This is a genomic window from Pseudomonas sp. XP1 (assembly GCF_053557675.1).
In genome coordinates this window covers 17,926-39,726 of sequence record NZ_JBNRIJ010000013.1, presented here as the reverse complement: position 1 = coordinate 39,726, position 21,801 = coordinate 17,926, and the positions used below count along the sequence as shown (strand labels likewise).

Annotated in this window: 16 protein-coding genes and 1 pseudogene; 3 read left to right on the top strand and 14 right to left on the bottom strand. The window is 60.4% G+C overall.

The annotated features are described in order from the left end of the window. Position 1: 1 nt before the first annotated feature. The 12 genes from ACK1U9_RS13915 to tssB form a co-directional block, all read right to left on the bottom strand. Complete coding sequence (locus ACK1U9_RS13915; RefSeq protein ID WP_025339904.1) at positions 2-433, bottom strand: DcrB-related protein; 432 nt, start codon at positions 431-433, stop codon at positions 2-4. Positions 434-481: 48 nt separating this feature from the next. After that, positions 482-2,467 (bottom strand): type VI secretion system Vgr family protein, encoded by a 1,986-nt coding sequence (locus tag ACK1U9_RS13910; RefSeq protein WP_108480810.1) that lies wholly within the window; start codon positions 2,465-2,467, stop codon positions 482-484. A gap of 73 nt (positions 2,468-2,540) precedes the next feature. Then, positions 2,541-3,056, bottom strand: coding sequence for an Hcp family type VI secretion system effector (locus tag ACK1U9_RS13905; protein WP_085599511.1), 516 nt, complete (start codon positions 3,054-3,056; stop codon positions 2,541-2,543). Positions 3,057-3,190: 134 nt separating this feature from the next. After that, complete coding sequence (gene icmH, locus ACK1U9_RS13900) at positions 3,191-4,060, bottom strand: type IVB secretion system protein IcmH/DotU (protein WP_108480811.1); 870 nt, start codon at positions 4,058-4,060, stop codon at positions 3,191-3,193. Between the two features lies 1 nt (position 4,061). Beyond that, a complete protein-coding gene (tssK, locus tag ACK1U9_RS13895; protein ID WP_085599506.1) occupies positions 4,062-5,399 on the bottom strand; it encodes a type VI secretion system baseplate subunit TssK in 1,338 nt (445 codons plus the stop codon). A 52-nt stretch (positions 5,400-5,451) separates the two neighbouring features. Then, positions 5,452-6,246 (bottom strand): type VI secretion system lipoprotein TssJ, encoded by a 795-nt coding sequence (gene tssJ, locus ACK1U9_RS13890; protein ID WP_085599504.1) that lies wholly within the window; start codon positions 6,244-6,246, stop codon positions 5,452-5,454. Then, complete coding sequence (locus ACK1U9_RS13885) at positions 6,243-6,800, bottom strand: FHA domain-containing protein (protein WP_108480812.1); 558 nt, start codon at positions 6,798-6,800, stop codon at positions 6,243-6,245. Before ACK1U9_RS13885 ends, tssJ begins: the two co-directional genes overlap by 4 nt. After that, complete coding sequence (gene tssG, locus ACK1U9_RS13880; protein ID WP_085599500.1) at positions 6,797-7,813, bottom strand: type VI secretion system baseplate subunit TssG; 1,017 nt, start codon at positions 7,811-7,813, stop codon at positions 6,797-6,799. The genes ACK1U9_RS13885 and tssG overlap by 4 nt, the downstream gene beginning before the upstream one ends. Next, the gene (gene tssF / locus ACK1U9_RS13875) at positions 7,777-9,543 is read right to left on the bottom strand and encodes a type VI secretion system baseplate subunit TssF (protein WP_108480814.1); all 1,767 of its coding nucleotides are present in this window, start codon (positions 9,541-9,543) and stop codon (positions 7,777-7,779) included. Before tssF ends, tssG begins: the two co-directional genes overlap by 37 nt. Positions 9,544-9,546: 3 nt before the next feature. After that, positions 9,547-9,957, bottom strand: a complete 411-nt coding sequence (gene tssE / locus ACK1U9_RS13870; RefSeq protein WP_085599496.1) for a type VI secretion system baseplate subunit TssE — start codon at positions 9,955-9,957, stop codon at positions 9,547-9,549. Then, entirely contained in the window at positions 9,954-11,444 is a 1,491-nt protein-coding gene (tssC, locus tag ACK1U9_RS13865) for a type VI secretion system contractile sheath large subunit (RefSeq protein WP_108480815.1), read from the bottom strand. Before tssC ends, tssE begins: the two co-directional genes overlap by 4 nt. Positions 11,445-11,461: 17 nt before the next feature. After that, the gene (gene tssB / locus ACK1U9_RS13860) at positions 11,462-11,965 is read right to left on the bottom strand and encodes a type VI secretion system contractile sheath small subunit (RefSeq protein ID WP_085599492.1); all 504 of its coding nucleotides are present in this window, start codon (positions 11,963-11,965) and stop codon (positions 11,462-11,464) included. A gap of 299 nt (positions 11,966-12,264) precedes the next feature. Between tssB and vasI the strand changes: the two genes are divergently transcribed. The 3 genes and pseudogenes from vasI (at position 12,265) to tssM (ending at position 17,958) form a co-directional block, all read left to right on the top strand. Beyond that, positions 12,265-12,897, top strand: coding sequence for a type VI secretion system-associated protein VasI (gene vasI / locus ACK1U9_RS13855; protein ID WP_173015128.1), 633 nt, complete (start codon positions 12,265-12,267; stop codon positions 12,895-12,897). Continuing rightward, positions 12,885-14,353 (top strand): annotated as a pseudogene (tssA, locus tag ACK1U9_RS13850) (type VI secretion system protein TssA). Before vasI ends, tssA begins: the two are co-directional and overlap by 13 nt. Further along, positions 14,350-17,958, top strand: coding sequence for a type VI secretion system membrane subunit TssM (gene tssM, locus ACK1U9_RS13845; RefSeq protein ID WP_108480817.1), 3,609 nt, complete (start codon positions 14,350-14,352; stop codon positions 17,956-17,958). The pseudogene tssA and the gene tssM overlap by 4 nt, the downstream one beginning before the upstream one ends. Positions 17,959-17,988: 30 nt before the next feature. Here tssM and ACK1U9_RS13840 read toward each other — a convergent pair whose 3' ends face one another. Together ACK1U9_RS13840 and ACK1U9_RS13835 are read right to left on the bottom strand one after the other, a co-directional pair. Further along, complete coding sequence (locus tag ACK1U9_RS13840; RefSeq protein WP_449109953.1) at positions 17,989-19,578, bottom strand: methyl-accepting chemotaxis protein; 1,590 nt, start codon at positions 19,576-19,578, stop codon at positions 17,989-17,991. Beyond that, positions 19,575-21,801 (bottom strand): putative bifunctional diguanylate cyclase/phosphodiesterase (locus ACK1U9_RS13835; protein WP_449109952.1); only part of this gene is annotated, 2,227 nt, incomplete at its 5' end. The genes ACK1U9_RS13840 and ACK1U9_RS13835, both read right to left, overlap by 4 nt.

The following is a 21,801-nucleotide window of genomic DNA, read 5'->3' as shown; positions in this document are numbered from 1 at the left end:
GTCAGGTGAATCGGAGCTGTTGTTTGATTGCGCGCCAGTGCTCGATGTCGTCGCTGCTCAAAGGGCTTGGCTTGCTGTAGTTGATCACCAGCAGCCGGTGCTGCCCTGGAATCATGCAGGCGGCCTGGAGCTGGAAATTGGGCTTGTCCCCCACCTTGAATTCAATGGCCATTTCGCGGGCTTCGACGGAGTGTTCACCGCCCCCCAAACGCGCGATCTTCGTGGGTGTGATGGTCATTGCCCCGGACTTTTTTCGCAGCATCCGCAGTTGGTCATCGATGGCTTGGTCCAGGGTCTTGTCATTGGCGACGGGGCTGCGTGCCATTACCAACGTGGTGTCTCGGGCACGAAAGCGCAGCATGTTGAGCGTGAGGTCTTCAGGTGCTTCCTCGCCTAGATTGAGGATCAGGTCGTGAGTCAGGTATTCCGTCATTGCGGGAGTCCTTTCAGGAGGTCTTTACGTACGGGCAAGTGCAAGCAGCTACTTGAAATGCCCATCCACATCGGCTTTCAGTGCACTGCTATCGCGTCCATCCGCTGCGGCACCTGCCGCTCCGCCCTCAGGGTTGAGGTCGAGCTTCGATGCGGGCGTGTTGATCTGTCCGGTCTGTTGCCCGGTGAGGTTGAAGGTCTCGCAGGTGATATTGAGCGTGCCGTTGGCCTGCATCTCGATCAGTGTCTTGCCGCACTTGAGGCGCAGGGTGTTGCCTGCTTCGATCTCGTAGTCGCCGGCGATGAGGTCGTTTTTGCCGCCGCCGACTTTCAGGGTGTCATTGGCTTTCACCACGCGCAGGCGATTGCGGCCGATGGCAACGGACTCGTCCTGGCCAATGCTCTGGGTGCGATCAACACCGACGGTGAGAGACTGGTTGTTGTTGACCTGGGTGTTCTGGTCCTTCTGGGCATGGATGAACACCTCTTCCTTGCCCAGTTCGTCCTCAAAGCGCAATTCATTGAAACCATCGCCCTTGTGGGTCTGGCTCTTGATGGTCATGCGGGTCTTGTGATCGGGCAGGTCGTAGGGCGGGAGCTGATCACCACAGTAGGTACGCCCGGTAATCATCGGCTGGTCGGGGTCGCCATTGACGTACTGGATGATCACGTCCTGGCCGATGCGCGGGATCGCCATCGCGCCCCAGCTGCCACCGGCCCAGCCTTGCGACACACGTACCCAGCAGGAGCTGAACTCGTTGTTCTGGCTTTCACGGTCCCAGGGAAAGCTGACCTTCACCCGGCCCCACTCATCGCAATAGATCTCTTCTCCCTTCGGGCCGACCACGGTCGCCATGTGCGGGCCGTCAACGCGTGGTTTTGATAGTGGGGCAGGGCGCCATTCGGTCCGGCCGGGGACCAGCACGGCGGTCTGCTGGTAGTGCGTGCTGACATCGGCGCCGGCGGCTTCTTCCTGCAGGCTGGTGAATTGTTTGCCTTTGTGGGTAACCGTGTTCACCCGCCAATGCGCGTTGAGGTCGTCACGTGGGTGGCCAGTCAGGGTGAAACTCAGGCCCGGTTGCAGGCGAACATCGTCACCCTCAACCTCGGCAATACGGACATCGTGGCGCAGCGCAGTGATGCGGTTTTCAGTGAACGGCTTGCCCACGGCATCGCGTTTGTAACGGCCTGGGTAATCGAAGAATTCGTACTCTTTGGACTGATGCTCCAGGAAGGGCCCGGCAGCTCTGTGTTCCTGGCGGTAGGCCGGGTTGGTAAAGGTGTAGTCGCGCTGAACCTGGCGAGCGGTGCGCACCTGCTCGCTGTAGCGCAAGCGGCGAAGGCACGGCATGGCTTGATCGCCACCGCCGGTGGCTTGGTACAGCACGCTGTCAGGGTCTACAGGCTCGTCGGCATCAAAAAAGCCCTCGTCGTCATCCTCGGCCTTGATGGCCCCATGGCTGATCAGCCCGAATGATTGCAGCCGATCGGTAATGATCAGCTTGTGCAGCTTTTCACTGTGCGCAAAGCGGTAGACGAAGCCTTCTTCAGCAGCCAGGCGGGCGATGAACGCCAGGTCCGTCTCACCGGCCTGAACGCAGAACTCGCGTACCTGATGGTCCATGCTGGCACGCAGTTCGTACTGGTTGATGCCCTGGCGCTGGAGCATCAGCTCAAGAATTTGCGGGACAGTCTTTTGCTGGAAGATGCGCCAGTTCGAGCGCAGGTCGGCACGGGCCAGCTGGGGCTCGACCAGCGCGTGATAGTAGGTGCGGTAGAAGCCGCTTTCAGCCTGGCTGAATCGGCTGACCAGGCCGTGCACGTAACGCACCGGGCGTTCGCCGTTCCAGATGGTAAAAAGTACGGGCTTGTCGAGCAGGTGGCCGAAGTCGATATCGTTTTCGAAGCTGATGAGTTTCAGCTCCAGCTCGAAGGGCATGCTGATCCCCTCTCGGAGTTCGAACGACACCACTTCGAATTCAGCTTTTCCAACCAGCGGCTGGAAGCTGTAACGCAAGTCAGATTGGCTAGGCATAAGCAATCCTTGTCCGCCGTCTGAGGTGACACAAAGTCCGGGCAGGTAAACCCGCCCGGAGCATTCATGAATATCAGGCGACTGGTGCTCGCCAATCATCAGAGCCACCGGTACCGGCTACGGTGTGCTCCCAGACGATCTTCCGATAGGTCATTGCAACCTCGACCAGCTGCGTGTAGTTCTCGTTTACCTTGTCTTGAGCGTGGGGGAGGACGGTGTTGATGCTGACGATGGTTGCGTCTTCAAGCGTTGTGGAGAAGAAGTGCTCTTGTTTGCCTTCCGTCGAGGTGCGGTACCAATTGACTTCGACCATCGGCAGCATTTCGCCTGTGACCAACGCTTGATACAGCAGTGGCGTGGCCTTGTTGAGCGAACTGGTGAACTTGAACGGCTTGTGTACGCGTTGACCGCTGGGTTGACCATTCTGTGGATCAGTGGGCGTGGTCACTTCATGCTTGATCTCCTGAACCAGGATTTGATCTTCGTGGCCTTGCTGGTAACCATTGCCGACGGAGTCAGCGGTATATGCACCAGCTGTGATGTTGCCTTGGGTTTGGCCTTCGATCTTGATGTAAGCGGGTGTTGGCATGGCAGTTTCTCCTGCGTCCATGTGGATATAAACACGCGCACCCAGGGTGGCGTGGCCATCGGGAACGATGGGCTTGTCAACGAAGCAAACGCTTCGCTAATTCCTTAAAGTCAGTTGAGCCGTGTGTGGGCTCGCTACTGCTGCAAGATGCCGTTCAGCGACTCCAGCACCTCGGTGGTAATGAGGTGCAGGCGGTAGCTGTAGATGCCGTAGGCCACCGCCATGGCGAGGGCGGAAATGACCAGCGGGCTCCACCACGGCCATTGCCGGTTCATGCGGAAGTTGCGCGGGGCGACGTTGGTGTAGGGATCGCAAACGGTCTCCGGTGTCGGGCCTCGCAGCTCGCGGATAATCCCGTGGAGTTGGTGTATCAGTGCGTTGAGGGATTCTTCGCCCTTCGGGGCTATGGCGTATTTGCCTTTCAAACCGAGGCACAGCGCGAAGTACATGAATTCCAGCGCGTCCTGATAACGTTTGGGTTCCTGCATGAGGCGCGACAGTACGGTGAAGACTTTCTCTCCACCCCAGGTTTCGTCGTGGAAGATGCTGAGCAGGGGCTCCTGGCTCCAGCAGCTGGTTTTACCCCAAGGCCTGTCCATGACAGCCTCATCGATGAAAAGGCAAAGACCGTATGAGTACGCCAGCAACTGAGCGGGCTCGTAGCCGTGCTGGCGCATCTCTTCCCGCACGTTTTCGATCTGGTTGCGCACCTGCTGGTGCACCTCCTTGATGTTGGGCAGCGCATCCAGTGTGCGCAGGCGTATCACCAGGCCGAACAGCGGCGCGGCTGCATCCAGCATCAGGTTGTCGTAGCCGCCACGTAGCTGGAAGTCCGGGTCTGCCGGGTAGCCTTCATACACTGGCTCTGCCTTCGGCTTTCGCTCAGCGCCATCAGCTGCTGTCGGTGCGGGTGAGTCGTTGGACAATGACGCATCGAGCATCGCGTGCAGTTGCTCGCTTTCGACCTGTTCGGTATCAGTTGGGGGGCTGTTTTCTTGTTTCATTTCATTCACTCCTGATCGCCCAGAACTGAAGTTCCAACCCCGGGAATTCCCCCGCGACGTGGATACCGAAGCCACTGGATGCCTCCATGCCCGCCCAAGCCGGGGAGCGACGGTCCAGCTCGAAGTAGGTGAAGCCTGCATGGAAGGGCAGATCCCGAGGAGCCACGGGCAGCGGCACCAATGGAATACCTGGAAGCTGCAGCGGCACTACCTCGTTCAACGACTCCAGCGAGACGACCTTTGCCTTCTGCACGAACATCCGACGCAATGTCTGAGGCGGCATGTGGGCTCGCACTGCCAGAATGAAGTCGGCCTCGTCGATCAGGCGGCGATCCTCCAGCGTGGTTGTCAGCAAGCCGTACTCCAGCGTCTCCAGCGGCAGCGAAACGGCGCGGGGTTGCAGCACCGTGCTCAGTGCCCGGCGTAGCGTGTCCTCCAGCGGCTTGAAGGAGGTGCGCAGCGCGGTATGGTGATAGGCGGGGTATTCCTGCGGCAGCCGGCTCTCGTCGGTAAACGTCACGAACTCGCCACAGGCCTGGCTCATGCACAGGTACAACTGTTCGGGATGGGTCTGCCCTTGCCTGGCCAGATGCTGGAAGCATGGCCACCAGCGGTTCATGGCCTGCAGCAGGTTGAAGTCGCGAATGTCGGCGATGCCGGACTGCCCTGAGGCGCCAATGCGGGCGGCGAGGTTGCGCGCACGTTCGCGCAGGGAGTTGGTGATTTCTTCCAGATACCGTTGCAGCGCAGGTACGGCGCGCACTGAAACGCTGGTGGGATAGAAGCCTTCATCCAGTTGCAGGCTGCCATCGGGGCGCCGTTCCAGAATGCGCGTCACGGCCAGGCGGGTGTAGGCGCTGCTGTCGTCGGCCTTGCGTTTGAGCTGCAGGTTGGGTACCGCCAGGTCAATCTGCACCAGGTCACCGTCGGCGCTGTGCGTGTCCTTGATTTCCTGGGCCTGGGCGCTGTAACGGAAGTTGGCGGGGTTATCGGGCCAGCTCACCTCACGGCCACCTTCGGTGCGCAGCGGCAGGCACAGGTAGATCTCGCTGTCTTTCGCGCCGTCGTCTTCGATTTCCAGCGGTGGCGGTGGTGGCATGTCTGCAGGGATATCGAACACCGTGCCGTCCGGCATGATGCCCCGCGCACGGGTGATGGCGACCTTGCCCAGGCTCAGGTACTCATCGTTCAACTGCAGCTCGCTGAAGCCATAGAAGGCGGCGTTCAGGCTGCCAAGACGTTGATGCAAAGCCGCTTCGGCGGCACGGGCAGCTTGCTGGAAGTGCTGCGGTTTGACGAACAGGCCTTCAGGCCACAAGACGGGGTTACGTGAACTCATGAGCGCTCCGTGTCAGCGTGATTGAGCGGGAAGGGCAGCGTTACAGGCGCCATCAGTCTTCCTCCTTGAGCAGGAGCTGCGTGTCGTTGAGCAACACCGACAGGATGATCTGGTGCCCGCGGGGCGGAATGCGCAGCACTTGGCTCCAGGTGGCGTTTTCCTGGTTCCGGTAGTCGGCGATCACCGCGACGAAGCGCGTTTCGGGCTCGATGGGCGCAAAGGGGATGAACTTGAACTGCCCAGGGCGCAGCAGGTAATCGTCATCGCGTATGTAGGTGCTGCGCAGCGCCTCGGCAGGGTCCTTGTCCAGCAATTCGTAAACACTGTTGCGCAAGAGAGAGTCGTCGCGCAGTTGCAGGATCTTCACGGCCATGGGCGTAGCGACGGGCTCGGCGGCCATGGTGGTGGTGCGCGGCAAGGTCAGCACCACGGTAGGGTCGTCGTAGCTACCCGGGGTACTTTCTTCCATGGGGGAGCGCGCAGGATCCTCGCCATCGTCAACTGGCGAATCGACGGGCGACATGGCTGGGAATTGTTCCAGCAGGTACTCGAACAGGGCCCCGACTTTCTCGGTCAGCACGTAGGGGTCGCCTGCACTCAGGCTGACCGCGTAAGGGCTGGGCTCCACAACCGGCCCGAGCTCGGGCGCCACCTCAAGGCTGTTCGGGTTGCCATTGAGCGTTGGGCTGGCGTTGATGCTGAACGCGACCTGGGTGGGGTGCTCCCCGGGCGGTCCGACGGGTAATGAGGGGTCCATCACCACCTGGCCAATCTTGCTCAGGGACGTGCAACCCGAGAGCCCGATCAACGCCGTCAGCAGGCCGGCCATGAATGTTGGACGCATCATGGGCGGTCTCCTGCAATCAAACGTTCCAGTGGGCTCTGCTGCGCTGGTGCTGCCTCTGTGTCCAGTGCCGCCAATGGGTCGTTGCCCATGCCCGGTTCGAATGCCGAGCAGATGTCTGCTACAGCCTGGGGAGCGGCTGCAGCGGCATGGCAAGTCTTGGGTGGAACAGCCAGCAACCAGTGATCGAGGGTTCGTTGTTCAGGGCTGAACAGGTCCTCCAGTGAGCGTGCATCGGCCTGCGAAAGCTGGGCCTTCAGTCGATAGGCGCCAATGCGCAACTGGTCACCCTCGAGCAGCCGCCTGGCGGTAAGCGACCCCAGGCTGTGGAGGCTGTCGTTCAGGTAGGTACGCTGGCAGCGATCGATGATGCAGAAGCTGCCCTCGATCCAGCGGATCTCGCAATGGATCGGTGCAATGGTCTGCTCACGATCGTTGATCTGCCAGGTGGCTTTCGCGCTGCCGATGGTGCCGCCTGCGCGGTCGAACTGATGTCGGGCAGTGACGTTGTGCTGCAACTGATCCAGGTTGGTGATGCTCAAGGTCAAAGTGCTCATGAGCGCCCCCGGAACCGCACGACAGGGCTGCTCTGGCCGTGACGGTCATCGACGAAGCTGGTCCAGCCCAGGTAGGCACCCAGGCTGCGGTGCAGGCAGAAGGGAGGCAGTGCGTTCTGCTTCAGGCGCAGCTCCAGGTCATAGGCCAGGCCATCACGCAGCAGGAAGTCGATCAATGCCCGTAACCGGCCGAAGTTGATGCCGCTGGGCAGCAGGTCGCGCAACTGTGCAGGGTCGAGTTCGCTGATCACGATGGTGAACTTGCTGCTGCGTGTTCGCGTGCGGCTGCCCACCATGAAAGTACTGCCCAGCTCACCGTTGCTTCTGCCAAGGCTGACCAGTTGCTTGGCGGCTGTGGGGACCGAGCGGGTTTCGAACTCGCGAATCTGTACCTGCTTCAAGTCGAAGCAATGGGCAATGATGCCGGCGACCGTGCCTGGCGCACGGCTGCGGCTGGCAATGACGCCGGCGAAACTGAGCAGCCGGCTCCACGGCAGTGCCGTGTCCCCGCGCAACTGCCTGTCATTCAACCCGAGCAGGGCAAAGATGTACTGGGAGAACCCATCGGTAGCTCCCGGCTGAAAGCGGATGTAATAGCGATATTTGCGCCAGATGCGATGCAGCAGGCTGAGCAGGTAGTGGTTGAAGAAATCGAAGAACGCCGGCCGCACGCCGATGCCCTGTGCATGCTCGTATGCCACCTGCTCCAGGTAATAGGTGGGCAACGGCGAGTCGGTGCCATGCAAACCCATGAAGGTGGTGCACACGCGATAGCGGTCAGCTTCCCCGGGCATGCGTTCGACCTTGTACACGTCGGAAACCGGGAAACTCAGCCGTGGGTCGCTGGCAAGCCGCACCCTCAGCCGGGTGGCCTGGTCTGGCCAGCGTGGTTCCAGGTCATCCCCGTGCAAGCCGTGCAGGCGCTCCAGCAACTGGAAAAAGTTGTACTGGTGTGCTTCGGCCAACAGCTTGTCGGCTAGATCAGCGGTTGTTTGCCGGTCTGGATTGGCCATGTGTAGTGCTCGTTGTTGGTGGTGTTGATCACTTCCAGTTGGTGGAAGGAATTGATGCTGGCGTACAGGGCGAAGAAGTGCGCGAGCACGCAACCGAACAGGTACAGGTCGCCTTCGCAGAGGAATGCGCTTTGATCGAGCTTCAGCCGCGTGCGCAAGCCACGAATGGGCTGGCCCTTGATCAGCCAGTCCAGCGGTTCCGTTTGCACTTCGCGGATGCCATCGAGGCGTTTGCGGGTAGTGCGTGTCTGCTGGATGTCGTGCAAGGCCGCGAAGTCGTAAGCGCGGATGACCGCTTTGAGCGGCTCGGCCGAGAGCAGCGACAGGTAGTTGAGCGACATGTTGGAAATCAGGGCCCATTGCAACTGGCCGTCCAGCACCGGCCTGTACGGGCGGGTGGGTGTACGGATGTTGGTATAGGTGGCCAGGGGCGGCGTGATCTCGGTGAGCACGTTGATGTCATCGATACCCAACGCCAGCGGCAGGTCGCGGTTGGTGCAGGTCAGGTCGATGGACGCTGTTTCCAGTTCGCCGATGTAGGCGTTGGCATCGGCGCGCACGAAAGCGATGCGATGGGTGACGCCATCGCCGCGCAGGGAGTCCTCGAGTGTGTAGCGGTAGTACAACGCTGTACGCCCCTGCACATGCTCGATCTCATGGGCGAAGGACTCGAAGGGGCGGAAGGTTCTCAGGTGTTCGCCGGTACTCCCGTCAGTCGTGGTGCGGGTGCTGATGACCCGATCGACACTGAAGATTTCATAGGCGTGCCGCTCCTTGCCTCTGGGCACAAGCTCGACCTGGGCGGGCCGGCTGGACAGGTCGATGGGCTCGGCGCTGTGCTCGAACAGGTTCACTGCCGGCGCGCAGAACAGGCTGAAGTCTGCTTTGCCGACACGCAGCGAATCAGGTAACTGCCGGGTGAAGTGAAATTCGAGGCCGACACACTGAGCCGCTTGATCAGGCCAGACTTTCTCCAGGCCGGTCATGCTGACGAAGTGAAAACGCTCGGGAAATATGAAGTACTCCTGCAGGATCCGGTAACCGTCAAAGACGTTCTGTGGGTAAGGCAGCAGTGCTTCGTCCGTGCTGAAACCCGGGAAGACGATGCTGCTGGCCGGCAGCCGGCGTACCTCACCATTGACTGTCACCGAGACGTGCTTGAGGTATTGAGCGATCCACAGGTACAGCGTGCGGGCAGTTTGGGTATCACCACTCAGATGAAAGTCGAAGCTGGCGCAGCCCAGGGTGTTCAACGGCCGCTCGACCAAGCTTTGCAGGTCGATGCGAACCACCGAACTGTCAAGTGTCTGGGTAGCGCTTACCGACTCGATCTCGAACGGGTGAATGTCCACTGCCGTGCAGGTGCGGAATTCGCAGGGCACTCCATCCACGGGGCTGGAAAACAACCGCGAGCCTTTGGCGATGGTTTGCGACTGGCTGAGCGCTTGCTTGCGCGGCGTGAACTGGATGATCGTGGCGCTCGGCAGCGGCCGCAGGTAGTTGGGCCACAGCAACTGCAGCATGGGGTGCGTCAGCTCGGGCAGGTCGTCCTCCAGCTTGAGCCGCAGTTTGGCCGTGAGGAACGCAAAGGCTTCCATCAGGCGCTCGACATCCGGGTCGCTGCCACCCTTGCCTAGCAGGCGGGCAAGTTGTGGGTTGTCCTGGGCGAAGTCGTTCCCCAGTTCATATAGGTAACGCAACTCTTCGCTGAATCGATCCTTGAGTGACATAGGTCACCTCACTCGGGTGTGGCGGTTATGGCCATTGACCAGTAGTTCCAGTTGCAACTGCTCCGTGTGGTTGTTGACCTGCACGTGGCAGTCCAGCCTGAAATGCAGTTCCAGCGGGGCATGGCAATCGGGTACGGCCTTGAGCGCGCGCACATGCACACGCGGCTCAAAGCGCTGAATGGTGCGGCGGATGTCCGCGCTCACCTGTTTCAGGAGGTCGCCACTGCTTGCGTCGTGCCCGTTGAAGTCACTCAGGCCCAGCTCAGGGCTGCTTTGCGAGCAACCCTGACGAGCATTGAGCAGCGTTTCCAGGTGGCGCTTGATGGCGGCGAACTTCTGGGTAGCGTTCTCTTGCCTGGAGGGCACCCGGTTTGCGTGTTGATCTGTCACCAAACGGTCGAAAAAACCACTCATTGGGTATCAAGCCGACCTACCAGGGAGATCTCGAAATTCGCCCCCATGTACTTGAAGTGCGGGCGCACGGCGAGCGAGACCTGATACCAACCCGGATCACCGGCAACGTCCGACACCTCGACCTTTGCAGCACGCAACGGGCGACGGCTGCGCACATCGGCTGACGGGTTCTCCTGGTCGGCAACGTACTGCCTGATCCATTTGTTCAGTTCGGACTCAAGGTCCTTGCGCTCTTTCCAGCTACCGATCTGCTCGCGCTGCAGCACTTTGATGTAGTGGGCCAGCCGGTTGACGATGAACAGGTAGGGCAACTGGGTGCCGAGCTTGTAGTTGGTTTGCGCTTGCAGGCCTTCCGGGGTCTTGGGGAAGTTCTTCGGTTTTTGTACCGAGTTGGCCGAGAAGAACGCGGCGTTGTCGCTGTCCTTGCGCATGGTGAGGGCAATGAAGCCTTCTTCGGCCAGTTCGAACTCCTTGCGGTCGGAAATCAGGACCTCGGTCGGAATCTTGGCCTGCAGCTGACCCAGGGACTCGTACAGGTGCACCGGCAGGTCCTCGACGGCACCACCCGACTGCGGGCCGATGATGTTCGGGCACCAGCGGTAGCGGGCAAAGCTGTCATTGATGCAGCTGGCCAGCAGGAAGGCGGAGTTGCCCCACAGATAGTTGTCATGCCGCCCGGCGATGTCCTCGTCGTAGGTGAAGCTCTGGACCGGGTTTTCTTGCGGGTGATAGGCAGAGCGCAGCATGAAACGCGGCCCGGTCAGCCCGGTATGACGGGCATCCTCGCTTTCACGGAACGCACGCCACTTGGCATGCCGGGGGCCGGCGAAAATGTCCTTGATCTCCTTCAGATTGGGCAGCTCTTCAAAGCTGCTCAGGTTGAAGAACTCAGGAGAGGGCGCAGCGAGAAAAGGTGCGTGTGCCATGGCACCGACCGAGGCCATGTAACTCAGCAGTTTTATATCGGGAGAAGATGGGCCGAAGCTGTAGTTGCCAACAATCGCTGCAACGGGTTCACCACCAAATTGGCCATAACCTGCGGTGTAAACATGCTTGTAGATGCCGCTGCAAGTGATATCGGCGGCATTCTCGAAGTCATCGAGCAAGTCATCTTTGCTGACATGCAAGACTTCAAGCTTGATGTTCTCGCGGAAGTCGGTTCGGTCGACCAAGAGTTTGAGGCTGCGCCACGCGGATTCAAGTTGCTGGAACTCGGGTTGATGCAGGATGGCATCCATCTGCTTGCTGAGCACCCGATCCAGTTCAGCGATCATCTGGTCGACGCGATGTTTGTTGATGAGTTGATCAGGGTCATGGCTTTTAAGGATTTCGGCGATAAAAGCAGATACACCCTGGCGAGCGACTTGATAGCCCTCTTGAGTAGGCACCAGCCTGGTTTCTGCCATGATCTGATCGAGCAGGGTGGCGTTGCTCAGTGTTTCGGTTGTTGTTTCAACCGCGACGGTCGTGCTGTTTTGCTTTGGCATGGGGACGCTCCGTTGTCTCAGTCTTCTTTTGGCGCCTCGAGCACCAGGTCAAGTTCTTCTGCCAGTTGTTTGCGCGCCTGTTCGTTATTCAGCAGGTGCTGCAGTTGCTTGCGGAAAGTGGGCACATTGCCCAGCGGGCCTTTCAGCGCGACCAATGCCTCGCGGAGCTCCAGCAGCTTGTTCAGCTCCGGTACCTGGCGGGCGATGCTGTCTGGCCCGAAATCGTTGATGGACTTGAACTGCAGGTTGACCGCCAGCTCTGCGTCGGGGGCAGTGCTGAGCATGGATGGCACTGACATGGCGAGGCTGACATCGGCGTCGCTCAACACATCGTTGAAACTGTGTTTGTCGATTCGCATGATCGAACGGTCTTCCAGCGCGCGGGCATCATCCAAGCCGAAATCGCCTAGTACCAACATCTTGTGTGGCAGCTCCACCTCGGCTTGTTCGCCGTCGGTGGCCGGTACGTACTTGATGTTTATGCGTTCTTTGGGTGCAACGGAGCCCGAGCGTTTATTCATGGGTGTCAGCCTTCGTGAAGTTTTGATATATGTAGGAAGCATCCTACAAAGTTGTGTTTAAATTTAAACGTAGTTGGCTTCTCGCTATGTGCGTGTAAAAAACCATGCACCGAAAAAATATTGTGCGTCGAGCGTGAAAGTGTAAGGAAATATTTGGTTGTGAATATTGTTTTGTCTGTACTAGCCTTTGTTTTGTTTCGATGCTCCACTATCCGGTAGTTATATTTGATGACTGCTGTAGAAGCGTGACTGATCAGTCGGATAGCGCTGTTGCCATATTTGATGAGTGAGTGAAACCAATGATTGTCCGCTATGCATATGGCGTTGGGCTTTCGATGTTGCTCTCCCTGGCGCCAAGTTTGGCAAGCCAGACCAGGGACTGCCCGCGGATCGTTTCCAACGTCGAGCGCCTGGCTTGTTTCGACCAGGCCGCTGGCACGCCGGCGCATGTGACGAAACTGCAATGGTCCGCGCCGGAGCAGGATTCGCCCACGCTGCGTCGTGTGATGACCCATGAGGCGGGGCGGCCGCCGGAGGAGCTGACGTTTCGCCTCGAAAAAGGGGATGACGGGCTGATGATCTCAGCGCCCGCAATCGCTGCGGTCGCACCGTACCCCTACCTGGTGATCAGTTGTGTGCAGAACATTTCCAGGTTGCAACTGGTTACCGCACAACCCATCGATGCCGGTCGGGTGATGGTGCGATTGCAGGGGGAGCGTGGCTCCACTCTCGCTACACCCTGGCAGGTGACGGAAAACGGTCAGGTGCTTGACGCTGGCAGGGGATTGCCGGGCATCGAGCAGATCAAGCCACTGATCGGGGCCCATCGCATTCAGGTCGAGAGCGACAACCCGGCCGTCGATGGGCTGGTTTTCGACGCTCAGGGGCTGGACCCACTCATCGATGAGGCGCGCAAGGCATGTCGCTGGTAGCAGAGGTCACCGCAGAGGAAATTGCCCGGTTGCTTGCCCCCATCGACGCGCAGAACCCTGCCGGGCTGTTCGACGTGGAGAACGAAACCTACCAGGCCATCGACCAGGAAATGGTCAAGCTGGGTGGGTTGCAGGAGCCGTCCATCGACTGGGCGTATATCGAAGAAGCGTCCCGCCAGTACCTGGGCCAGGAGTGCAAGCACCTGCGCATCGTCGCCCATCTCGGTGTCGCCTGGCTGCGCAGCCAATGCTGGGAGCGCTGGGTTTTTACCCTCGCACTGCTGGCCGGCATGGTCGAAGCCTATTGGGAAAGTGCATACCCGAAACCGGGCCCCAAAGGGTTCCTCGGCAAGCGCAAGCTGGTTGGCCTGATGCTCAACCGTCTGCTCGTGGCGTTGCCGCGCCTGGACCGCTTCACGTTCAGCCCCGCGCACGCCGCGGCGGCTCAGGGCGCGCTGCAACGTCTGCACCAGCAGCGGGAAGCAGCGCAGCTCGATGAAGCGGCCCTTGGCGAACTGGAGCGCCTGCTAAGCAAGCACACCGAACTTTCAAACGGCCGTGCCGAGCCTGCCACGGACAAGCCCCCTGCAAAGGGCATCAAGGCTGCGCCACTGGCCGAGGTCATCGCCACGCCGACTCCCCGTGTGTCGTTGGGCAACGAGCGGGAATCACGAAGGGCCATGCTGACCATGGCCGAGCTGATCAATCAACAGGACCCGTACGATCCTGCTGGCTACCAGTTGCGTCGGTTCGGCTTGTGGGCACACATCCAGGCGCCGCCTCAAACCAGGCAAGGCAACCGCACGGAGCTGATGGCGGTGCCGCAGGACATTGCCGGTGACTATGAAGATGCCATTGCCGCTACTGCAATCGACGCGGCACTGCTCCAGCGGATCGAAAAGAGCGTGACGGCTTGCCCCTACTGGATTCGCGGCAGTTTTCTGGCAGCGAGTGCTGCCACGCGGCTGGCGATGGGCGAGGTAGCTGAGGCCATTCGCGCTGCGACCGCGCGGTTCGTGCAGCGCATGCCCGCGCTGCAGCAGTTGTGCTTCAGCGACGGCAAGGTATTTGTCGATGACCAATGCCTGGCGTGGCTCAGGGGGGCGCAAGGGCAATCCGATTCGGGCGCAGCCTCTCAGGAATTCGCCACGTTGCGAGAGGAACTGGCCTGCCAACTGGAAACGAGTGGCGTAGAAGCGGTGTTGCTCAGGCTGCAGGGCATGCAGGTGGACTTCCGCAGCCTGCGTGAGCGCTGCCATACCACCATGATCGCGGCTGATCTGCTGGCTGCTCGGGGCGTGTCCTGGCTGGCCCAGGACTTGTGCGCAGGCGTTGCCCGAACGATGCAGGAAAGCACCGCCAGCGCCTGGGAGCCTGAGGTGTTTCAACGCCTTCAGCAGCACGCGTGCACTGTCCCTCGCGGGTTGATTGGAACAAGGAACGGGAGTCACGATGAATCAACTGTGGAAGCATCTTAAACGTTGGGGCTTGCCCTTGGTGGTCCGTATCGGCCTGGCCATGCCGCTGCTGCTCGGGCTGGGGGCCGCATTGATGCTGGTTGCAATCTGGTGGCTTGGCCCGCAATGGGTCTGGCACGAGCAGCAGCCGCTGGCTAGCGTGGCGCATCGCGGTTTGGCCAGCCTGACGCTTGTATTAGTGCCGCTACTCTGCTGGCTTGTGGTGCTTCGCAGGCGTTTTCGCCGTTTGCAGGCCGAACGCAAGCAGGCGGTGGAAGCTGAACTGGACAACGTGTTGCCGTTCGTCCAGGCACAAGAGAAAGCCTTGGACCAAGGGCTGGCACGCTATCTGGACAATGCGGGTGGCAGGCGTGCCTTGTACCGACTGCCGTGGTATCTGGTGGTGGGGGACCAGCAGGCCGGCAAGACCAGTTTCATCGACCGTACCGAACAGAGTTTTTCCCTGACCCGCATCGACAAGGCACAAGCGCGAGGCAGGCAAGCGCAGGTGCTGGCTTATCCGATAGGCTGGTGGGTCAGTAACGATGCGGTGATCATCGACCCGCCGGGCGCTTTCGTCCGCCAGGAGTCGTTGGCAGGTTCATCAGCCGAGGAGTCGGACACGTCGAAAGCACCACCCGCAACCTCGGCCAGGTTGTGGGAACACATGCTGGGCTGGTTGGTGCGTAACCGAAGCCAGAGGGCACTCAACGGCTTGCTGTTGGTCGTTGACCTGCCTGCGCTATTGCATGGCACGCCTGAGCAACGTGTCGCCTTGGCGCATGTGCTGCGCACGCGTCTGTATGAAGTGAGCAGTCAGTCGGGCTCGCGCCTGCCGCTGTATGTGGTCCTGGCCAAATTCGATCTGCTGGACGGTTTCGATCAGCTGTACGCCGGGCTTCCCGCCGCCATGCGGGAAAACATGCTGGGCTTCACCTTCAAACTGGATGCGGTCGGCACGTTCGATGCCTGGCTGGATGAATATGGCGATCATTACGACCGGCTGATCAGTCAATTGTTTGAACAGGTAGTGGATCGGCTCGATGTATTGGGCGGTGCGCCATTGCGTGTTCGCTTGTTCTCGTTGCATGCCCAGTTGATCGGGCTGCGTCCGATACTGCTGGATTTCCTGAAGGAAACCCTCGCAAGTGACCGCTTCACCACGCCTGCCTTGGTACGTGGCGTGTACTGGTCTTCGGTCTTGCAGCAGGGCGACATGCTCAATGCGTTCGTGCGTGAGGCGGCACAGCCGTACAAGACCGAGTTTCCGCTGCGTGAAGGCAAGGCGCAGGGGCAGGCGCTGGTCTACTTCATTCAGCACGCCTTCCGGAGAGTCATCTACCAGGAGGCCGGCCTTGCCGGGGACAACATCAAGGTAGCGCGCAACAAACGTCGGTTGCTCTGGGTTGGTTCTGCAGTAGGCGTGCTGGCCTTCTGTGTCGCTATCGCCAGTTGGCAACGCTACTTTGACATCAATGGCGCCAAGGCCGCCAACGTGCTTGCCAAGAGTAGAGAGTACAGTCATCACGAAGTGGACCAGCGTCTGGACCCCACCGGGCGCAACCTGCTGGAGCCGCTGGACCAGATACGCGATGCCGTGTCGGTGTTTGGCAACTATCGTGCCGCGTGGCCGGGTGTTTCCGACCTTGGCTTGTATCAGGGGCGCGCCATTGGCCCTCGCGTCGATGAGGCCTACCTGAGCCTGCTCTCCAGGCGTTTCCTGCCAGCCTTGGCCAGCGGTGTGATCGATGCCATGGACGCCGCGCCGCCGGGCAGCGAACAGCAGATGGCTGCACTTCGGGTTTATCGAATGCTGGAGGACCGCCAGAGCCGCCGCCCCGAATGGGTCGAGGACTGGATGGCCCGGCAGTGGCAACAGAAGTTCCCCGGGCAGGGGCAATTGCAACGCGACCTCATGCGGCACCTGAAGTATGCCTTGGCCTATGCCGATACCGAACTTCCGCAGTACAGCCAGCGTATGGCGCAGGTGCAGCAGGTGCTGCGCAAGGTACCGTTGCCAGAGCGGGTCTACGCGAGCCTGAAACAGCAGGCTGGCGAGCAGTTGAATGCTGGCCTGGACCTGCGTCATCAGGTGGGGCCAGCGTTCGATGTGGTGTATCAGGCCTCTCCCGGCCTCAAGCAGGGCGATGGTGTCCTGATAGCACCAATGCTCACCGCCAAGGGCTTCAAAGAGTACTTCGAGCCCCGTAGCCAGCGCTTTGCAGATATGGCGATGATCGACCAGTGGGCACTGGGAGAGCGCGACCAGCTCGATTACTCGGATGCCGACCGGGAGGCGCTGGGCGAACGGCTACGGAACCTGTACAGCGCCGATTTCATTGACAGTTGGCGTCGTGCCTTGAACGCCTTCTCGGTGGCCGACTTCCGCGACCTGGATCATGGCGTCGCGATCCTGGAGCAGTTGACTGGGCCAGCAGCACCCCTGCATCGGTTGTTGGACACAGTGAGGGACAACACTTCGCTTTCATCAGCCTTTGGCGCTCAGGCGCCTGGAGAGGTGGAAGAGGTGCGACCAACAAGTGGCAGGCCTGATCAACAACAAGCCTGGGCGATTCAGCGGGCCTTTGCCGGGCTGAGTGCCATGCTGCAGGCAACCGGTGAGAAACCCAGCTACTACGATGAGACGCTTGGTGCCATCGCGGCCGTGCACGACTATGCCAAAGCGGTTCAGGACAGCCCGGACCGAGGCAAGGCCGCACTCCAGGCCGTGCATCAGCGATTCTCGATGACCGGGCAAGACCCCATCGGCACCCTGCAGAGGGTGGCCACCGGCTTACCGGAACCGATCAACCACCAGGTCAGAAAAATGGCCGATCAAACAGCACAAGTGCTGAATGTCGAAGCCCTGCGCGAATTGGAGCGACGCTGGGACGCCGAGGTTTACAGCTTCTTCCAGCAACGCCTGGCAGGGCGCTACCCCTTCGTCGTGAAAGCTCCCGACGCTTCGCTGGACGACTTTGAAGCCTTCTTCGGGCCGAAGGGGCGGCTGCAGCAATTTCATGATCAATACCTGAGGGTCTTCCTGAAAGATAACCTCGAAGCGTTGCAGGCCGGCCAGCATGGGCAGTCACTGATCCGCAGTGATGTGCTCGAACAACTGGAGCGGGCAGATCGTATCCGTGAGACCTTTTTCGATCAGCGCGGCAACCTGAGTGTGCAGTTCAGCATCGAGCCGTTGGGCCTGAGTGCCAACCAGCGTACAAGCTTGCTGGACCTGGACGGTCAACTGATTCCCTACACCCATGGCCCAAGCCAGATCACCGGTATCGTCTGGCCCAATACCTTGGGGCAGCAGGTGCGCAGTAACCTGACCTTGCTCCGGCAGAACGGAAACAGCAGCAGCCTTGAGTACCGTGGCCCCTGGTCGATGTTCCGCTTGCTCAGCCGTGGTTCGCTCAACGGTCGCACGGCGACCAGCGTGGACCTGAGCTTCAGGGCCGGCGATGGCGTGATGCGCTACAGGCTTAACGCGCAGAAAGCCTTCAACCCTATCACGCAAGAGCCTTTCAAAGGTTTCCAGTTGCCACGAGGGTTGTTGCAGAAGTCGCCCAAGCTGGGGCCGACCACGCAGGCCGGCTTGTGAGGGTTGGCTTGGGAGTACGGTGCGTACCCGTCACCCATTGCGCTGGCGCCCCCAAAGTTGCGCCGACAGCAGTTGAAGGCGCTCGGCCAGCTTGGCGACATGGGCGGCAGTGGTGCGACTCTGGTTGCTGGCAAGCACGCTTTTCTGGGTGGTTTGACTGATATCGGCCAGGTTGCACTGAATGCTGTCACCCACCGCGCTTTGTTCCTCTACGGCGGCAGCGATCTGCACACTCATGCCGCTTATCTCATCGACGCGCTGGGTGATCCCGTCCAGCGCCCGGGCGGCCAGCAGTGCCTGCTCGACACTGACGCCGGCCTTGCTGTGGCTGCGCTGCATCGCAAGTACGGCATCCCCGGTGGAGCGTCGCAAGGTATCGATGGTGCCCTGGATGTGCGCGGTGGATTGCTGGGTCCGCGAAGCCAGCCCGCGCACCTCGTCGGCGACCACTGCGAAACCGCGGCCGGCCTCGCCGGCGCGGGCAGCCTCGATGGCCGCATTGAGGGCAAGCAGGTTGGTCTGTTCGGCGATGCTTTGAATGACCTCGAGTACGCGGTCAATTTCATTGCCATGCTGTTCCAGTTGATGAATCACCATGCTGGTCTGTTGTACCTCGCCGGCGAGGCTATCAATGTGCTGGCGGGTCTGCTCGACCAGTTGGTGGCCGCGGTCGGATTCCTGGTTGGCCAGGTTCGCGGCGCTGGCGGTGAGCTGAGCGTGGCGCGCCACTTCCTGCACACTGCTGGCCATCTGCGTTATGGCGCTGGCTACCTGGGCAGTTTCCCCCTGCTGGCGGAGGGTCGCGCAATTGTTGTTGTCCACTGCGCAGACGAGCTCTTCGGCTTCCTTGCTCAACTGGCGGGACGAATCGGCAATGCGTCCGACAATTGCCCGGGTCTCGGCCTCGAGCATTTGCAGGGTGAAATCGATCTGGCCAAATTGGTCGCGGCGGCCACTGTAGAGTATCTGGCTCAGAGGGTTGTTGGCGATATTCCTGGCTTTTCGGGCAAGGGCGTCCAAGGGGCGCAGGCTGAAGCGCAACACGCCGCCGAGCAGCAAGCTCGATAGCATCATGGAGAGGGCGGCATGGTTCCAGGACAACGCGCCCAGCAAGCCCAAGGCCGCAAAACACAGCAGGTTCACGCCAGTGCTGACAAGTGCCAGGCGCATGCCGACGGACAGCCGTGACATACGCAGGCAGTTGGTGTTTTTACCACTACGCAACTGTGCGTAGAGATGTTCAGCGGCTTGCACCAGTGCTTTGGCCGGTAGCGTGCGAACCGATTGGTATTCCACTGTTTCGCCATTGCGCTGCATCGGCGTGACGTAGGCACTGACCCAATAGTGGTCACCATTCTTGCACCGGTTTTTTACCAGCCCCATCCACGAGCGCCCATCCTTGAGTGTCTGCCACATATGCGCAAAGGCTTCCGGCGGCATGTCCGGGTGGCGCACTATGTTGTGATTGACGCCGAGCAATTCCGCTTCACTGAACCCGCTGATGTTGATGAAGTCGGGATTGACGTAGGTGATGGCGCCCTTGGGGTTGGTTGTTGAAAGAATGTTCGCGTTTGCGCTGAATTCGACGGCACGACCACTGACCGGAAGATTGTTTTTCATTGTTTTTCTCCTGAACTGACTGGTACGCGCCGCGTAATTGCGCTTCCCTCGAAACGGTCTTCTGTGCTGAGCAGGTGTTGTATCTGGGCGGCGGGTTGTGGCCGGCTGAACCAGTAGCCTTGTGCGTAGTGGCAGCCTTCACCGACCACGAATTCGAGTTGTGCCGAACTCTCGATGCCTTCGGCCACTACTTCCAGGCCAAGGCTACGGCCGAGAACGATGATCGCCTGGCTGATCGCGCGCTGTTTGTTCTCGTGAGGAACGCCGGTGATGAAGCTCTTGTCGAGCTTGAGGATGTGCAGCGGAAAGCGCGTGAGGTAGCCAAGCGAGGAGTAACCCGTGCCAAAGTCATCCAGCGCCAGCAGGACACCAAGGCTGGTCAACTCATGCAGGCAGGCCAATGTGTCCATGTCGTCATGCATCAGTTGGCTTTCGGTGATCTCCAGGATCAGGCTGGCGGGAGGCAGGCCGCTTTCTTGCAGGATATCGATCAGCCGGAGGGTGAAGTCGGCTTGTTGCAATTGGGTGCTGGAGATGTTCACCGAGCAGCGCAGGTGCTCATGCCCGGCCAGTTGCCAGGCCCGGGTCTGTTGGCAGGCCTGGCGCAGTACCCATTCGCCGACGCGGATGATCTCTCCCGATTCCTCCAGCGCAGGAATGAACTCCAGTGGCGAGATCAAACGTTCGCCGTGGCGCCACCGCAACAGCGCTTCGACCCCGGTCACCAGCGGTGCCCCTTGGTCCAGGCGATAGATCGGTTGGTAGTACAGCTCGAATTCGTTATGTTGCAGTGCCTGGCCTAGCGCGGACTCCAGTTCCAGATGCTGTTGTGCGGTGTCTTGCAATGTTTCGTCGTAGTGGGCGAAGCGCGCCTTGCCGGCGGACTTGGCTCGGTAGAGGGCAAGGTCGGCAGCCTGCAGGACATCCAGGGCTTTGCCATTGTCGTGCAATGGCGCGATGCCGATGCTGGCGCTGACTACCAAGGTACGACCGTCCATTTGCAGCGGTTGATGCAGGTTGTCGAGGATGCGTTGGGATATCTGCTCGGCGTCGCGGTCGCAGGTGAGGTCGTGAAGCAGGACGATGAATTCGTCGCCGCCGAAGCGGAACAGTTGGTCAGTAGGGCGCAGCGACTCTTTCAAGCGCATTGCCACTTCCACCAGCACGCGATCACCGACATTGTGGCCGAGGCTATCGTTGATCAGCTTGAAGCGGTCGAGATCGATGAACAGCAGCGCCTCGTAGTCACCGCCCTTGCGCTGCTTCCTGAAGGTCTTCTGCATCTGCTCGTCAAGCCGGATGCGGTTGGCCAGGCCGGTCAACGGGTCGTGCTGGGCGGTATGTTGGAGGCGCTGCTCGGCATCCTTGCGTGCACTGATATCGGACTGCGAGCCGGCCATGCGTAGCTCTCCAGGGGGCGTCATTTCGGCGACCCCTCGCACGAGGACCCAGATGTAGTCACCGTTGTGCTTGCGGATGCGGTACTCATGGTGAACGGACGATGTCAGCCCTTGTAGATGCGCATCGATGGCATGGCGAAAGTCCGGCAGGTCGTCCGGGTGCACGCGACCGAACCAACTGGAACTGCTCTCGCCGATGCTATCGCGGCTGAGGCCGAGCATGCTGGCCCAGCGCTCCGAAACGTAAAGCCGATCCTGATCGACATGCCAGTCCCACAGCCCATCGTTGGCACCGCGTAGCGCGCGTGCGAAGCGAGCCTCGCTGTCTTCCAGCGCCTTGTGCTGGGCCGCGCTGTAGGTATCGATGGCCAGCGTCATGTCGAAGAACACCGCCTTCAACAGGCTTGAATAGAGCGTGGCATCCGGGCTGTCGCCGAACACGCTTTCAAGCATGTCGTCGAGGTACAGCCGATAGCTGCCGAGGTACCACTTCAGTTCCAGGCCGATCTGCTGATGGATCACCCCGATGCGCAGGCGGCCGTTGACGTATGTTTCATCGTATGGACCGCCCCACAGGCACTGATAGTACTGAGCCTGGCTCTGCTTCAAACGAGCGGTGACCTCCGGCGTGCGTAGCAATGCAGAAGGGGTGGAGAATTGCGCCAGGTGACGGTACAGATGGTCGACGAAAGCCTGCTGGGACGGGGCCATGTACCGAGCTGCTGCGCCTAGTCGCCTGGCATCTTCGGCGCTCCAGTCGAGAAAGCGAAAGCGTTCGGCAATCTCCGCCTGGTCGAGACGGATACGCTTGAGTAATTCCTCG